This is a genomic window from Nocardia sp. NBC_00508, from assembly GCF_036346875.1.
Classification (GTDB): Bacteria; Actinomycetota; Actinomycetes; order Mycobacteriales; family Mycobacteriaceae; genus Nocardia.
On sequence record NZ_CP107852.1, the window covers coordinates 4,892,148 to 4,909,005 of the forward strand.

The window sequence follows — 16,858 nt, forward strand, 5'->3', positions numbered from 1 at the left end:
GAAGATCTGCTGGTTGATGACGTGGACACGGTCGCGCGGTTGGCCGCCCGTCGATAGCTGAACTCAGCCGCTGCCGCATCGACTTCGCTTCCGGCTTACGTTTTCGTGCCGTCGAATTCGGTTGCGAGGCAGAAGCTGCGGGATTGCATGGTGTGGTGCGGGACGACGATCAACACTGACTGGCACGCGTTCACCCAGTGCGTGCCATATGTTCATCGAACCCCGGAGACGGCATGACCGAGTCAATCGTCCAGCTGCTCGCCTATAGAGCCATTTATACCAAAGAGCGCTGACGCCCTTTCCGTGTGGGCGGTCGCTCGATCAGCAGCCGACCAGGTAGTGCCAGAGTGCGCCGACGCTTCCGCACGGTCTCGCAGTGTCGGTGATCAGCGAAAATTGGAGTAAGTTGTGGCAGATCTCTTGCCGTTCGTGATCGCGGGAATCGTATCCGGCTCGGTTTATGGGCTGGCCGCGGTGGGTTTGGTGCTCACCTACAAGACGTCGGGAGTGTTCAATTTCGCCCACGGTGCCATGGCTACGGTGTCGGCGTACGGGTTCTACACGTTGCATGTCATCAATGGGCTTGCTTGGCAGCTCGCCGCGGCCATCTGTGTTCTCGGTATCGGTCCGGCCATGGGGATGGCGCTGGAGTTGCTGGCCCGCGTTGTCGACCAGGCGACAGTGGAACTGCGGATCGCCGCGACCGTCGGGATTCTGCTGGTTGTCCAGGCGGGGGTGACTCTGTACTACGGGCAGACGACGACGCGCATAGTTCCGATCTTCCTGCCGCAAGGCGGATTCGCCGCCTTCGGTGTGCAGGTGCAGTGGTCGGATGTCGCCACGTTCGGGGTCGCGGTACTCGCGACCGCCGCGCTCTCGGCCGCGCTGCGGTTCACGCGGTGTGGTGTCGCGATGCGCGCGGTCGTCGGGAACGCGCCGTTGCTGGATCTGGCCGGGACCAGCCCGGTGAGCACTCGGCGATGGGCCTGGTGTGTCGGCACCGGTCTGGCGTCGCTGTCCGGGGTGTTGTTCGCGCCGTTGATGCCGCTCGATCCCATGCAGCTGACGTTGCTGGTCGTCCAGGCGTTCGGAGCGGCGGCCATCGGCCGGTTCACCAGTCTGCCATGGAGCTTCGGCGGTGGACTGCTCATCGGGGTGTTCGCCGCCCTGGCTACCCGCTACTTCACCACCGGGCTGGCCGCGGGAGTTCCCGCCGCATTGCCGTTCCTGGCGTTGTTCCTCGTGCTGCTCGTCATGCCGCGTCGCTTCCTGCTGGACCGGGATCGGGTGGTCCGGCGTATCCGATCCGGCTGGACTGCTCCGCCGACGTTGCAATCCATTGGCGGGGTGGTGGTGTTGGTCGTGCTGGCGCTGGTTCCGTCGTTCGCGGGCATCCACCTGACGGATTGGACTGTGGCGCTGGCGATGACGCTCGTCTTCCTCTCGCTCGGTCTGCTGGTTCGCACGTCCGGTCAAGTCTCGCTGTGTCACGTGGCTTTCACCGCGATCGGCGCCTGCGCGTTCTCGCACTTCGCGGTCGACTGGCGGTGGCCGTGGCCGCTCGCTCTCCTCGCCTGTGGTCTGGCGGTCGTGCCGATCGGTGCGGTGTTGTCGATTCCGGCCATTCGGCTCAGCGGCCTGTATCTGGCGTTGGCGACCTTCGGATTCGGCGTCGTGCTCCAGATGATGTTCTACAGCCAGCCCTATATGTTCGGCACCAGCGGTCTCGGCCTGCCGATGCCGCGCCCCAGCGTATTCGGACTGGACTCTGACCCGTCCTTCTACCGTCTCGTGCTGGTACTGGCCACGATCGGCACGCTGATAGTGGTGGCGTTGGACAAGAGCAGGCTCGGAGGATTGCTCCGGGGTCTGGCCGAATCGCCGACCGCGCTGCGGACCAACGGTGTCTCGATCGAGGTCACCCGCGTTCTCGTCTTCTGCGTGTCGGCGTTCCTCGCGGCGTTGGGTGGCGCACTCGCAGGAATGGCCCAGACCACTGCCTCGGCGACCAACTACCAGCCGCTACTGTCGGTCACCTATTTCGCGGTCATTGTCATCATGGTGGGCCGGGAGCCGTGGTATTCGCTGCTGGCCGCGGTCGCGCTCATCCTGGTGCCGTCCTACGTCCCCGTCGCAGGCATGTCGCTGTGGCTCCAGGTCCTGTTCGGCATCCTGGTGGTGCTCCGTGCCGCCACCGCGAGCCGCCTGGAGGTTCCCGGACCGATCCGGTCCTGGCTGGACAGCGCGTTTCGCCGCAAGCGGTCGGTGGCGGTTGTCGCGGTGGAGCCATCCACGAGCCAGCCCTCGGCGCTGCTGGAGGTGCGGGATCTTTCGGTCCGCTTCGGCGGCGTGGTGGCCGTCGACGGCCTCTCGTTCGAGGCGCGTACCGGGCGGATCACCGGACTCATCGGCCCGAACGGTGCGGGAAAGACGACGACGTTCGACGCCTGCACCGGTCTCGTCCAGGCCAACGCCGGCGAGGTGCGACTGCAGGACCGGGTGATCAGTCGAGTCTCGACGTCCCGCCGGGCGCGGCTCGGCATCGGGCGAACCTTTCAGCGGACGGAGCTGTTCGATTCCCTTACCGTGGCCGAAAACGTCGCGATGGGAGCCGAAGGCCCACTCGCCGGGGCGAATCCGCTGGCCCAACTGTTCGCGGCCCACGGACATGCCCGGAGGGTGCGCGCCGCGGCGGCTTCCGCTATGGCGTTGTGCGGTATCGAATCCATCAAGGATTCTCGCGTCGGCGCACTGTCCACCGGGCAGCGAAGACTGGTCGAACTCGCGCGATGTCTTGCCGGGCCGTACCGGATCCTGTTGCTCGACGAGCCGAGCGCGGGTCTCGATCGTGCGGAGACCGCGCGCTTCGGGCAGATTCTTCGGCATGTCGTCGCCGAACGCGGCGTCGGAATCGTCCTGGTAGAGCACGACATGTCGCTGGTGCTGGAGATCTGCGAGGAGATCTTCGTACTCGATTTCGGTCGCCTGATATTCCGGGGCTCGCCCGCGCAGGTCCGGGCTTCGGAGGTGGTGCAGCACGCCTATCTCGGCGTACCGGTCACGGGCGAGAACCGGCTGAAGGAACCTGTAGCATGACCGGCCAGGGCAAGGAGGCCGCAGCTCAGGATCCCGGGGCATGCGCAAAGGGACACAGCGCGACCGGCACCGATTTCGCACTCGAATTGCGCTCGATCACCGCGGGATACGGCTCGACGATGGTGCTCCACGACGTCGACCTGGCCGTTCCACCTCGCTCGGTCGTGGCGTTGCTCGGACCGAACGGCGCCGGAAAGTCGACGCTGCTCAGGGTGGCCTCCGGGCTACTGCGGGCGCGATCGGGAACCGTGTCGATCGGCGGAGCAGATCTGACCCGCGCTCGCCCGGCACGACGCGCCCGCGCCGGTTTGTGCCTGATCCCCGAGGGCCGAGGTGTGTTCGCGGACTTGACGGTCCGGGAGAACCTGCGCCTGCTGACGCCGCCGTGGCGCCGAGTCAGCACCGATGACGTGCTCGATGTCTTCCCCGCGCTGCGGGCGAAGCTCGATCAGCGGGCAGGTTCCCTGTCGGGCGGGCAGCAGCAGATGCTGGCACTGGGGCGCGCCTGGCTGGCCGATCCGGCGGTTGTCCTGCTCGACGAGGTGTCCATGGGCCTGGCTCCGCTGGTCGTGGACGAGATCTTCGTGGCCCTTGGCGAATTGCGCACCACGGGCGCGGCGATTGTGCTGGTCGAACAGTACGTCGACCACGCGCTCACGATGGCCGATCACGTGGTGTTGCTCAGCCGCGGCACCGTCGCGTTCGCCGGACCCGCCGCAGGGATCGACCGAGATGTCGTGCTGCAGAACTATCTCGGCGTCGACGGGGGACACACAGACTTGCCGGCATCGCCGGCGGGACACCCATCCGGAACCGCGGCCGGGCCATGGGCGTAGCGAATACTCGGTCCAGGAGTGGAGTAATGAGGAAGAGAAGGTTTCTGTGGTGCGTGGCGCCGATACTGGCGGCAGCGCTCGCGCTCACGTCGTGTTCCGCCGACTCGACGAGCGACGGGGCCAAAACCGTTGGCCCGGTGAAAGTGTCCGACGGCGGGCTGAAAGGCGATCCGATCGTCATCGGGTCGATTTGCAGCTGCACCGGCCCCGCCGCCGGATCGGTGGGGCGCAGCAGCGATGTGCTGCAGGCGTGGGCGTCATGGGTCAACGATCGTGGCGGAATCAATGGGCACCCGGTCAAGCTCATCACCTACGACGACCAGCAGAATCCGACGACGGCGCTGGCTGTGGCGAAGAAACTGGTCGAAGAGGACAAGGTGGTCGCCATCGTCGGCCAAACCAGCCTGGTCAGTTCGAGTTGGCAAAGCTACGTCGACAGCAAGGGCATTCCGGTCATCGGCGGACAGCCGGTCGATGCCCCGTTCATCACCGATCCGAACTTCTTCGCCTCCGGAACTACGCTGCCGGTGCTGATGCTGGGCGAAGTCGCCCAGGCCAAGAAGGCGGGTGCGAAGAAACTCGGCGTCTACTATTGCGCCGAGATCCCGGTCTGCGAGCAGCTACCGCAGATGGTGAAGCCGATGGCCGAACAGGCCGGTCTGGGATTCGCTTCGGAGAAAGTCGCGATTGCGGCGCCGAACTACATCGCGCCCTGCCTGGCATTCAAGGAAAAGGGTGTCGACGCCGTATTCCCCGGCGTCTCGGTCGAGGCGATTTCGCGGATCGCGGCATCCTGTGCGCAGCAAGGTTACAAACCGATTCAGGCTCCTACCGGTGTCAGCCTGCAGAAGGCGTGGGCCACGGACCCGAACTTCGAGGGCAGCATCTTCGCAGGCTCCAATGCGCTCTACACCGACGAATCGATTCCGGCGATCAAGGATTTCAATGACGCTCTCGCCGAGTACATTCCCGGCCTTCGGGATGGCGCGGACTTCAGCTCACCACTGCTGTGGCCGTGGGCAGGCGGGCAGCTCTTCCTGGCGGCGGCCAAAGCTGCCGGCCTCTCGCCGTCATCGACGAGCGCGGATGTGATCAAAGGGCTGCGCGCACTGCGCGACGAGACCCTCGGAGGCCTCGCTCCGCCGCTGACCTTCCCGGAAGGCAAACCGGCGTTTCCGATGTGCTACTTCACCGGAAACACCAAAGGCGGTGCATTCCACTCCGACAACGGTGGTAAGCCGACGTGCATCGACGACGCTACCGCTGCTGCGCTGATGAAGGCGCTCGCGCCGTCCTGACGGTCCGAACCCAGGGCCGACTGTTCCGGCGTACGGCGAGGTGGCGGCTGTCCTCCGCCGCCTCGCCACCTTGGACACAGAGTTGCCGTCAGGGACTGATCCTTGCCCAATAGTCTTAGCAGAACTGGAAATTCGCTGGCGTACGCGATGTCGGCTCCACCATCGACCTCGAGCTCATGAGTGTGGACGCGACGCCACCCCCGAAATCTCGGTTCGAGTCCGGGCAGCGCCTCTACGTGGCGCTGTAGCGTAATGGCAACGCGCGGGGTACATCATGCTGAACCACACTCGCGGGCGTAGTGGTCACAGATGGTGCAGCGATAGCTCAATCGGCAGAGCATCGGACGGTTGATCCGACGGGTGCGGGTTCGAATCCCGCTCGTAACACAGGAGGAGCCGGGCAGGGTATAGCCCGGCTCCTCCTCTTGCCGTCGGAGTTCGGCAGCTCGCCCGACGCCGTGGTGACCGCCGACGGCTATCGGCAGCACGCATCCGCCATCCCAGCGAGGCTTGATTCCGGCGCTCTGAACCGTCGTGTTCCGAAAACGCGAACCGGGCCGAATCGCTTCGCGTGAGAAGGCGATTCGGCCCGGCTTCGGGTCAGGGAACTATGCCGTCGGCTCGAACGCTTCGGCGATGATTTCCGCTTGTTCGACCGCGTGGACCTTGCTGGACCCCGAGGACGGGGCCGACATGGCGCGGCGGGAGATGCGGCGGAGTTTGCCGAGGCGGGCGGGGAGGACTTCCGGGAGGTTGAGGCCGAAGAAGGGCCAGGCGCCCTGGTTGGCCGGTTCCTCCTGGACCCAGACGACGTCGGTGGCGTTCTGGTAGCCGGCGAGGGCCTCGTTCAGGCGGTAGGTGGGCAGTGGGTAGAGCTGCTCGATGCGGACGATCGCCACGTCTTCGCGCTTCTGCTTGGCCTTTTCGGCGGCCAGCTCGTAGTACAGCTTGCCGCTGGTCAACAGGACGCGCTTGACCTTGCCGCGGTCGCCGATGCCCTGCTCGTAGGCGGGTTCGTCGAAGACCGAGCGGAACTTGCTCTCGGTGAAGTCCTTCAGATCCGAGACCACGGCCTTGTTGCGCAGCATCGACTTCGGGGTGAAGACGATCAGCGGGCGGCGGATGCCGTCGAGCTGGTGGCGGCGCAGCAGGTGGAAGTAGTTCGCCGGGGTGGACGGCACCGCGACGGTCATCGAGCCCTCCGCGCACAGCAGCAGGAAGCGCTCGATGCGGCCGGAGGTGTGGTCCGGGCCCTGGCCCTCGTGGCCGTGCGGCAGCAGCAGCACCACGTCGGAGAGCTGGCCCCACTTGGCCTCACCGGAGGAGATGAACTCGTCGATGATCGACTGCGCGCCGTTGACGAAGTCACCGAACTGCGCCTCCCACAACACCAGTGCCTCGGGGTTGCCCAGCGAGTAGCCGTATTCGAAACCGACGGCGGCGAATTCGCTCAGGGCCGAGTCGTGCACCGCGAACCAACCAGGGTTCTCGCTGCCGATGTTGTGCAGGGGGGTGTATTCCTCGGCGGTCTTGCGGTCGATGATCACCGCGTGCCGCTGGGTGAACGTGCCGCGGCGGGAGTCCTGACCGGTCAGGCGCACCGCGCGACCCTCGTCGATCAGCGTGCCGAACGCGAGCAGCTCGGCGAAGGCCCAGTCGACCTTGCCCTCGTAGGCCATCTCGCGGCGCTTCTCCAGCACCGGCTTGACGCGCGGGTGCACGTTGAAGCCGTCGGGCACGTTGAGGAACGCGTCGCCGATCCGCTGCAGGACGGCCTTGTCCACGGCCGTCACGACGGTCGCGGGCACCGGCTGGTCGCCTTCGACCGACTCGCTCGGTTCCGGCGAGTACTTCTCCAGCTCGCGGACCTCGTTGAACACCCGCTCCAGCTGGCCCTGGTAGTCGCGCAGCGCGTCCTCGGCCTCTTTCAGCGAGATGTCGCCACGACCGATCAGGCTCTCGGTGTACGCCTTGCGGACCGAGCGCTTGGTGTCGATGACGTCGTACATGTACGGCTGGGTCATCGACGGGTCGTCGCCCTCGTTGTGGCCGCGACGGCGGTAGCAGATCATGTCGATCACGACGTCCTTGCGGAACTTCTGCTTGAAGTCGACCGCGAGGCGCGCCACCCAGTCGCACGCCTCCGGGTCGTCGCCGTTGACATGGAAGATCGGCGCGCCGATGAACTTCGCGATGTCGGTGGAGTACTCGGTGGAGCGGCTGTTCTCCGGTGCGGTGGTGAAGCCGATCTGGTTGTTCACCACGATGTGGATGGTGCCGCCGACCCGGTAGCCGCGCAGGCCGCCCAGGTTCAGCGTCTCGGCGACCACGCCCTGACCCGCGAACGCGGCGTCACCGTGCAGCATCAGCGGCACGACCGAGTAGCCCTCCGGCCCGTCGCCCTTGTCCCACAGGTCTTGCTTCGCGCGGACCAGGCCCTCCAGGACCGGGTCGACCGCCTCCAGGTGCGAGGGGTTGGCGGTGAGCGAGACCTCGATCTCGTTGTCGCCGAACATCTGCAGGTAGGTGCCGTGCGCGCCGAGGTGGTACTTCACGTCACCCGAGCCGTGCGCGCCCGCGGGGTTCATGTTGCCCTCGAACTCGGTGAAGATCTTCGAGTACGGCTTGCCGACGATATTGGCCAGCACGTTGAGGCGACCGCGGTGCGGCATGCCGATGACGACCTCGTCGAGGCTGTGTTCGGCGCACTGGTCGATCACCGCGTCCATCATCGGGATGACGGCCTCGGCGCCTTCCAGCGAGAAGCGCTTCTGTCCGACGTACTTGGTCTGCAGGAAGGTCTCGAAGGCCTCTGCGGCGTTCAGTCGGTTCAGGATGTACTTCTGTTGCGCGACAGTCGGCTTCGCGTGCTTCTGCTCGGTCCGCTCCTGGATCCACTGCAGCTGCTCGGTTTCGAGGATGTGGGTGTACTCGACGCCGACGTGGCGGCAGTAGGCGTCGCGCAGGATGGACAGCACGTCGCGCAGTTTCATCTGGTCCTGGCCGTGGAAGCCCGCCACGTTGAATGTGCGGTCCAGGTCCCACAAGGTCAGGCCGTGCTGGGTGACGTCCAAGTCCGGGTGGCTGCGGAACTTGTCCTTGACCAGCCGCAGCGGGTCGGTGTCGGCCATCAGGTGGCCGCGGTTGCGGTACGCCGCGATCATCTCCAGCACGCGGGCGCTCTTGTCCACGCCGCGCTCGCGGACGTCCTTGCGCCAGCGGACCGGCTCGTACGGCACGCCGAGGCCGTGGAAGATCTCGTCGTAGAACTCGTCGGAGATCAGCAGTGTGTGGATGGTGCGCAGGAAGTCACCGGACTCCGCGCCCTGGATGATGCGGTGGTCGTAGGTGGAGGTGAGCGTCATCAGCTTGCCGACGCCCAGCTCGGCGATGCGCTCGTCGCTCATGCCCTGGAACTCGGCGGGGTACTCCATGGCGCCGGCACCGATGATCGCGCCCTGGCCGTTCATCAGGCGCGGCACCGAGTGCACGGTGCCGATGGTGCCCGGGTTGGTCAGCGAGACGGTGACGCCGGAGAAGTCCTCGGCGGTCAGCTTGCCGTCTCGGGCCCGGCGGACGATGTCCTCGTAGGCGGTGTGGAACTGCCCGAAGGTCATGGCCTCGCAACCCTTGATGGCCGCGACGACCAGTGCGCGGTTGCCGTCCTTGCCGGGCAGGTCGATGGCGAGGCCGAGGTTGGTGTGCGCGGGGGTGACCGCGTTCGGCTTGCCGTCGATCTCGGCGTAGTGCCGGTTCAGGTTCGGGAACGCCTTGACCGCCTGCACGATGGCGTAGCCGAGCAGGTGGGTGAAGGAGATCTTGCCGCCCCGGGTGCGGGCGAGATGGTTGTTGATGACCAGGCGGTTGTCGATCATCAACTTGGCCGGGATCGCGCGCACGCTGGTCGCGGTGGGGATGCTCAGCGAGGCGGCCATGTTCTTCGCCACCGCGGCGGCGGCGCCGCGCAGGACCTTGGACTCGTCGGTGGCGGTGTCGGCCTGCTTCGGGCCGGAGGTCGGCGCGGCGTTCGAGGTCGGTGCCGGGGTGGTCTGCGGGGTGCGAGCGGTCACCGCGGCCGGCTTCGGAGCCGCCGGGGCGGGCTTGGTGGCAGCCGGGGCGGGCGCTTTCGGGGCCGCGGGCGTGGGGGCAGGGGCGGGCGCAGGCGTGGCGGCAGCGGGCTTGGGGGCCGGGGTGACCGGAGCCGGAGCGGCGGCCTGCGCGGGCGCGGGGGCGGTCTGGCTGTTGCCGGAATCGCCGCTCGCCTCAGGCGTGTAGTCGGCCAGGAACTCATGCCAGCTCTCGTCGACGGAAGATGGATCCTGTTTGAACTTTTGATACATCTCGTCGACCAGCCATTGGTTCTGTCCGAACTGGGAAGTTGAGCTGCTCACAGCAGGTGTTCGCCTCATTTCGTTCTTTGCGCTGCGACGTTTGTGACGTGCCCGGCACGGGGATCAGCGGATGCGCGCCGATGCGCCCTATCTGAGGATAGGCCCAGCAGCAAATCGGCGGATTCACTGACCACCCGACACCCCCGACCTCATAGGTGACGACTCGTCAATAGTCGAGAATATTCCCCCTGACTCGTGCGCCGCTGCCCACAGCCGGGCATACGGACCGCCCGCGGCGAGCAGCTCCGCATGGGGACCGAATTCCACGATCCGCCCGTGGTCGACCACGGCGATCCGGTCGGCGCGCGCGGCCGTGCCGAGCCGGTGCGCGACGATCACGGTGGTCCGGTCCCGGCTCAGCGATCGGCTCGCTGCCAGCACCGATGCCTCGGCGTCCGGATCGAGCGTCGCGGTGGCCTCGTCGAGCAGCAGCAAGTCCGGAGCGACCAGTTCGGCGCGGGCCAGCGCGATCAGCTGACGCTGCCCCGCCGACAGACCGCGGCCCCGCTCGCCGACCGGATGGCCCATCCCGAGCGGGAGGGCAGCGATCATGTCGGTCGCGCCCACCGCGGCGGCGGCCGCGGCGATCTCCTCGGGTGTCGCCAATGGTTTCCCGAATGCAATGTTGCTCGCCACATCGCCGGTGAACAGGTGAGCTTCCTGCGGGACGATGCCGAGCCGGGAGCGGTAGTCGGCGAGGCGGTAGTCGCGGATGTCGGCGCCGTCCACGCGGATGACGCCGGGAGCTACGCCACGGTCACCGTTCTGCTCGATCGAGCTACTCGCCAACCCGGCGGGGCTCAGCGCTGGGATAGTCCGGGTCTCCGCCCCCTTCGGATGCCCACCGGAATGGTTCGACTCGTCACGGGGCAGGTCATAGAGACGCGCCAGCAACTTGACGACGGTCGACTTTCCCGCGCCGGTCGGCCCGACCAGCGCCAGGGTGGAACCCGTCGGGATGTGCAGGGAAACGCCGTCCAGGGCCAGACCCCGGCTGCCCGCGTACCGGAACCGGACGTCGTCGAAGGCGACATCGCCGTGCAGTCCGTGCGCGAACGGCACCGGATCGGCCGGATCCGCGGTGAGCGAGGACGGCGTGCGCAGCAGGTCCCCGATCCGTCGCAGCCCGACCCTGGCCTGCTGGTAGCTGTCGAAGACCTGGGACAGGTGCAGGATCGGGCCGAACAGCAGTTGGAGATACAGCACGAACGCGATCAGCGTTCCCGCGCTGGTCGCACCCGCGGCGACCTCGCGCGCACCGAAGAACACCACCGCGGCCAGCGCCGCGTCCGCCCACCCGACGACGAATGCGAAGTACAGCGCGATCGCGCGCTGCGCCCGCAGACGGCTGTCGCGATAGCGCTGTGAATACTCGGCGAAGCGACGGGCCGCGCGCGGCTCGTGCCGGTTCGCCTGCACGGCGCGCAGCCCCGTCACGTTCTCCTGGAAATCGGCGTTGACCGCCGACACATGCTCTCTCGAGACGGTGTACGCGATGGACGACACCCGCCGGAACAGCACTGTGGCGAGCACCAGGCTGGGCACCGTCGCCAGCACGACGAGCGCCAGCGAGACATCGATGACCAGCAACGCGACCACGATGCCGACCAGTGTCATCAGGCCGACCAGGGTGGTCGCCACCCCGGTCTGCAGAAATGTCGACAGTGCGTCGACGTCGGTGGTCATCCGGGTCATGATCCGGCCGGAGAGTTCGCGTTCGTAGTAGTCCAGCCCGAGCCGCTGCAGATGCGCGAAGCTGCGGACCCGCAAGGCGAACAGCACTCGTTCTCCGGTGCGCGCGGTCAGCACGGTGGTCGCCGCGCCGACCGCCAAGCCCGCGGCGGCGAGCACCACGCCCAGCAGCGCGGCGCGAACCAGCGCCGCGGCATTGTCGCCGAGCACACCACCGTCGATCGCGTAGCGCACCAGAGGTGGGAACGCGATGCCGATCGCGGCGTCCGCCGCCAGCAGAGCCATCACAGTCAGGACGAGTGGGCGCACCGGGCGCAGCATGCGGCGCAGCCCGAAGCGCGGATCGGGCTCGCGCAAACGCTGTGCGTTCAGGCTGGGCTGTTCGGCGGCGGGTGGCAAGCGCTCGATGGTGCGGCGCAGTTCGGGGGTCTCGCTCACGTCGGCCGCCGCGCCCGCGAAGTGGCCGCCGGAACGACCGAGCGCCCGCTGGTTCCCGGCCCCGGTCGGGGCGGCGTCCGGTCCAGGGGCGACGTGTCCTGCGGGGCCGGGCAGCCTGATCACGCGATCGGCATGGGCGAGCGTCGATTCCCGATGCGCCAGGATCAGCGTGGTCCGTCCGCCGCGGTCGGGCAGCGCGTCGAAGATCGCGGCCTCGGTCACCGCGTCCACCGCCGAGGTAGCGTCGTCGAGAACCAGGATGCGTGGGCGCGCCAGTAGCGCCCTGGCCAGGGCGATCCGCTGCCGCTGGCCGCCGGAAAGGGTCAGGCCGCGTTCGCCGACCACAGTGTCGTAGCCATCCGGCAACTCGGTGATGAACTCGTCGGCCGCGGCTTGCACGGCGGCCTGCCTGATCTCATCGTCGGTGGCCTCCGGCCGCCCGAGCGCGATATTCGCGGCGATCGTGTCGGAGAACAGGAAGGGGTCGTCGAAAACGACGCCGATGGCCGCGCGCAGATCGGCGGCACGCACGTCGGCGATGTCGACCCCGACGGCGTCCGCCGTGAGCGTCGCGGTGCGCGGACCGATCCGCGGAACGGTGAACGCACCGGCAGGGTCGGTGCTCGGTGCGTTGCTCGACCCGCGTCGCGTGACAGCCGACGCGTTGGCCGGTTCGGCGCTTGCGGCGGTGCGCAAACTGTTCCGCGTGTCGGTGTACCGGTCAGCCGAGTCGGTGCGCGGCGTGGGGTGCGGACCGTTTCGTGTGACGGCGAACGGGTCGGCCGAGTCGGTGCGCGGCGTGGGGTCGCGACCGTTCCGCGTCTCGGTGTACGCGTCAACCGGGTCCGTGCGCGGCGTGGGGTGCGGACCGTTCCACGTGTCGATGGACCCGTCGGCCGGTTCGGTGCGCGGCGGAGCGAGTGCGGCATCGGCGAACAGCCGGATGTTGCCGGAATCCGGCGCGTAGAACCGGGGGAGCAGCAGGGCGAGTGTGGACTTGCCCGAGCCCGCCGGGCCGATGACGGCCACCGTCTCACCGGGCCGTATCCGCAGGTCCAGTTCGCGCAGAACCGGCTGATCGGGATCGAAACCGAAGGTGAGGGCATCGATTTCGATGCCGAGCGGCCCATCCGGAAGCTCGACCGGACGGTCCGGGTCGGCGATGACCGGCGCGGTGTCGATCACCTGGAACACCCGTTCGGCCGCCGCTCTGGTCAGCTGGGCCATGACGATCACCGACGAGAGGATGCGCGCGGTGCCGGTCATGACCGCGACGTACGCGGCGAACGCGACGAAGGTGCCGATCCCGATGCTGCCGTGCAGTGCGAGCAGCCCACCCAGCGCGATGACCGCGACCATGCCGAGTTGCGGAATCGTCGCGATCGTCGGTGCGAATCCGGCGTCGATCTTCGCCGCGCGCATCCGCTCCGCGAACAGCCTCCGGCCATGGCGTTCCAGCAGGTCGACCATCCGAGCTTCTTGACCGAAGCCCTTCACTACCCGCACGCCGGTCACCGTCTCCTCGACATGCTGGGCGAGGTCGGCGGCGCGCTGCTGCGCGGACCAGGTGGCCGCGTGCAGCCGCGGGCGCACTCGATACACCACCAGTCCGATCGCGGGCACCACCAGCAGTGCGACGGCGGCCAGTGGCGGCGAGAGCCAGATCATGACCGCGGCGGCGAGAACGAACTCCAGCAGCGCCATGCCCGACAGCGGGGCCATCGCCATCAGGCCTTGGACCAGCTGGAGATCGGTGATCGACCGGGACACCACCTGCCCGGTGCGCAGGGTGTCCTGTCCGATGCCGTCCAAGCGCTGCAGCGAGCCGAGCAGATTCACGCGTAGCGCGTGCTGCACGTCCAAGGACAGCCGCCCGGCCAGCAAGCGCCGTCCGAATCCGGCCGCTGAGCGGCTGACGGCCAGCACCAGGAACAGGCCCGCGACCGCGCTGATCGCCGCAGTGTCACCCACACCGGCCGCGTCGATGGCCTTCTTGGTCAGCAGCGGCCCGGCCGTCTCGATGACCGCGCCACCGAGCACCGCCGCCCCGATCCCGGCCAGCACCGCGCGGTGCGGCCGGCACTCGGCCCACAGCCTGCGTATCCATCCCGGTCTGCCGCCCCCGTCCATGTCGACCGCTCGCCCCCTTTGTCGTCCCGCGTTCCTCATCGACGGTACCGACACCCACCGACACCTACTTGTTCCCCGCCGGGGCTCGCGTCACAGGTCGCGGGTGCGCAGGCTCCACCAGCTGGCGGCGCCCGAGCCGATGGTCCAGAGCAGCAGGACCACGACGGCGGCCGGGGTGGGCGCGAGGAAATCGCTGTCGGGGAAGGAGCCGACGGCCACGGTGCCGACGGTGGCGGAGACGGGCAGGAGGGTCACGATGCCGGGGATACCGAGTCCCTGCGCGACAAGCCACAGCAAGGGCTCGCCGATCACGACCCAGCCGAGCAGCAGCGCTACCGCCCTGGACGAGGAGCGCATCAGGATGCCCGCGCTCGCGCCGATCAGCGACCAGCAGACCACCGCGAGCAGACCGCCGCCGAGCACGGCGAACAACTCCGCGGTGACGGTGATCTTGTGGCGACCGACGCCGAACAGGCCGCCAAGCGCGACCAATTCCACCGCCACCGCCGCCGCTAGCGCACAACACCCGATGACCAGGAACTTCGCGGCGGCCAGGCGGTCGCGGTCGGCGGTGAACAGCACGCTCACCGGCATCGTGTGGTACTGGTACTCGGCGCCGGTGCCAACCGCGCCGAAGACGGCGGCCGCCAGCGCGACCACGGCGAGACCGACGTAGAGCCCGATCGTCGCCGCGCCGGTGGCAGGCTGCCCGCGCGGGTCCGGCGGCCCGGCCAGGCTCGCCGAGGCGATGCTCGCGATCAGCGCGATGGCGAGTACGAGGCCAGCGAGCACCTGGCCGCGCGGCATCGTGACGACCTTGCGGATCTCGGAGTTGACGTTCGGCACCAGGTCCGCGGGCAGGATGGCGATCATCGTGGAATTCCGTAGGGCATCGAAGACGGTTGCTGGGTGCCGGGCGCGGCGAGGCCGGGATAGTGCGGCGCGGGCGCGGCCGTGGGTTTGGTCAGCGACGCGAGCACCCGGTCGGGGTGGATGGGGTCGGGGATGATGTTGTCGATCCGCACCTTCGCCGCGGTGGCCGCAGCCCTGATCTGCGCCTCGGTCGCCTCGGCGACGGCGAGGCGACCGTCGGGGCGGATCACCGCGTCGGTAAACCCTTGTGCCGCAAGCATGGTCGCCAGCGCGATGGGCGGGGACGCTGTGACCACCAGCCGATCCGGATGTCCGCGCCGCAGCCGCGCCGGGCTGCCCTGGTACACGACCGCGCCCTCGTTCAGCACGATCAGGTGGTCCGCGCCGGGCAGCACCGCGGCGAGACTCTCGCTGGACAGCAGAGCGCTGCCGCCACGGCGGGTGTGCCTGCGCAGAAACTCCTGCAACCAGCCGCGTTCGGCGGCCTCGAGTCCGTCCATCGGATCGTCGAGCACCAGCAGCGGTGGATCGCCGAGCAGCGCGGTCGCCAGCGCCAGCCTGGTCTGCTGCCCGATCGACATGGCGCCGCACTTCGTCGCGGCGTGCTCGTCCAGCCCGACGAGCTCGAGCACCTCGCCCACCCGCGCGTCCACGACGCCCGCCGCGGCCGCATAGATCAGCAGGTGATCCCGGGCCGTCCGAGCCGGATGCAGTCCGCGCGGGGCGAGCACGGCGCCGACGCCTCGCGCGGAAGGCGCGGCGTCGGGGCGCGCCGAACCCGGTCCACCCACCGACGCGGTGCCGGAAGTAGGGGCGATGAGGCCGAGCAGCGCCCGCAGGACGGTGGTCTTGCCCGCGCCCTGCGGACCGACCAGCGCCGCGGTGGTGCCGGCGGGCACGGTGAAGCTGGCGTCCGTCACGGCGCTCGTCAGGTCGTACCGCTTGGTCAATCCCCGGACCGCGAACGCGACCGGACGTCCTCCAGAGGGCGTGCGGCGGACGCTCATCGTGGCGTGGCCGGAGGTTGCGGCTTCACCGGGTCGATCGCGGTGAGCGGATCGGCGTCGACGATCAGGTGCCGGTCGGCGGGCCAGGTGCCCGGTGGTGGCCCGAATGCCTTGCGCGCGTTGGTGATCGTGGTCTTGCCGAGCGCGCGGTTGCCCGCACCGCCGATCACGGCGCCGATGCCCGCGGGCAGCACCTTGCCCGCCATCAGCGCGGCGCGCTTGGTGATGAACCGCACGATGAACCGCTTCAGCAGCGAATCGTTCATGCTCGACAGCCCGGGGATCCGGTTGGCGAACACGGTGCCCCAGTTCTTCGCGGAGGTGCCGACGGTCTTCTGCACGATCTCCATGCCGCTCTCGCCGAGCACCACCGCCAGCACCAATGCCCTGCGCTGCTCCTGATTCTCCGGCGAAATGCCGTGCACCGCGGCCACCGCGAGGGTGAACACCGCCGACGCCTCCATGAAGAAGGTGGTCTCCGCGCTCACCGCGGCGACCGCAGCAATGGTTCCGACACCGGGGAGCGCGGCGGTCGCGCCGACCGCACTACCGCTGCCGGTCACCGCGAGCAAATATTGCTTCTCCAGCCGCTCGATGATCCGGGCGGGGTTTTCCTCGGGATGGGAGCGTCGGATCCGGTCCACGTACTTGGCGACCGCGGGCGCCTGCAGGCGGGACCCGGTATCGAGCAGCTCGACCACCGTCTTCTCGAACGCGCCTTTGAGCATCGGCGGCATCCTCCTCTTCCGGTCTCCTGGATTGAACTGTATGGCACCGGTTGCCGTCAGCTCGTCATGACAACGAAGTACCCAGCCGGATCGGTTCCACTAGGCGGCTGCCTCGCCTCCGCTCGGCCCGGCGCGGGCTATGGACGGACTTCGTCCGGCTGCGTCTTGTTCTGCGGCTGCCTCTGCCTCCGCTCGGCCCGGCGCGGGCTACGGACGGACTTCGTCCGGCTGCGTCTTGTTCTGGGGCTGCCTCTGCCTCCGCTCGGCCCGGCGCGGGCTACGGACGGACTTCGTCCCGCTGCGTCTTGTTCTGCGGCTGCCTCTGCCTTCGCTCGGCCCGGCGCGGGCTACGGACGGACTTCGTCCCGC

At 68.3% G+C, this 16,858-nt stretch carries 8 protein-coding genes and 1 tRNA gene; 4 read left to right on the plus strand and 5 right to left on the minus strand.

All coding sequences use genetic code 11. The features are described from left to right. Positions 1–408 precede the first annotated feature (408 nt). The 4 genes from OHA40_RS21740 to OHA40_RS21755 all read left to right on the plus strand — a co-directional run bounded on the left by OHA40_RS21740 (position 409) and on the right by OHA40_RS21755 (position 5,614). The gene (locus OHA40_RS21740; RefSeq protein ID WP_330228726.1) at positions 409–3,096 is read left to right on the plus strand and encodes an ABC transporter permease subunit; all 2,688 of its coding nucleotides are present in this window, start codon (positions 409–411) and stop codon (positions 3,094–3,096) included. Next, positions 3,093–3,932 carry an ABC transporter ATP-binding protein gene (locus OHA40_RS21745; protein WP_330228727.1) on the plus strand — a complete coding sequence of 280 codons (840 nt, stop codon included), beginning with the start codon at positions 3,093–3,095 and terminating at the stop codon, positions 3,930–3,932. The genes OHA40_RS21740 and OHA40_RS21745 overlap by 4 nt, the downstream gene beginning before the upstream one ends. 26 nt (positions 3,933–3,958) lie before the next feature. Beyond that, on the plus strand, positions 3,959–5,230 hold the full coding sequence (locus OHA40_RS21750; RefSeq protein ID WP_330228728.1) for an ABC transporter substrate-binding protein: 1,272 nt from the start codon (positions 3,959–3,961) through the stop codon (positions 5,228–5,230). 317 nt (positions 5,231–5,547) lie between these two features. Continuing rightward, positions 5,548–5,614 (plus strand) — tRNA-Asn (locus OHA40_RS21755). Between the two features lie 224 nt (positions 5,615–5,838). Here the strand turns inward: OHA40_RS21755 and OHA40_RS21760 are convergent. The 5 genes from OHA40_RS21760 to OHA40_RS21780 form a co-directional block, all read right to left on the minus strand. Next, positions 5,839–9,570: a multifunctional oxoglutarate decarboxylase/oxoglutarate dehydrogenase thiamine pyrophosphate-binding subunit/dihydrolipoyllysine-residue succinyltransferase subunit gene (locus OHA40_RS21760; protein WP_442944069.1), complete on the minus strand. Its 3,732-nt coding sequence runs from the start codon at positions 9,568–9,570 to the stop codon at positions 5,839–5,841. 174 nt (positions 9,571–9,744) lie between these two features. Next, a complete protein-coding gene (locus tag OHA40_RS21765) occupies positions 9,745–13,920 on the minus strand; it encodes an ABC transporter ATP-binding protein (protein ID WP_330228730.1) in 4,176 nt (1,391 codons plus the stop codon). A 51-nt stretch (positions 13,921–13,971) separates the two neighbouring features. After that, positions 13,972–14,754, minus strand: coding sequence for an ABC transporter permease (locus OHA40_RS21770; protein ID WP_330228731.1), 783 nt, complete (start codon positions 14,752–14,754; stop codon positions 13,972–13,974). Beyond that, entirely contained in the window at positions 14,751–15,674 is a 924-nt protein-coding gene (locus OHA40_RS21775) for an ATP-binding cassette domain-containing protein (protein WP_330228732.1), read from the minus strand. The genes OHA40_RS21770 and OHA40_RS21775 overlap by 4 nt, the downstream gene beginning before the upstream one ends. An 83-nt stretch (positions 15,675–15,757) precedes the next feature. Continuing rightward, complete coding sequence (locus OHA40_RS21780) at positions 15,758–16,489, minus strand: hypothetical protein (RefSeq protein WP_330228733.1); 732 nt, start codon at positions 16,487–16,489, stop codon at positions 15,758–15,760. Positions 16,490–16,858 lie beyond the last annotated feature (369 nt).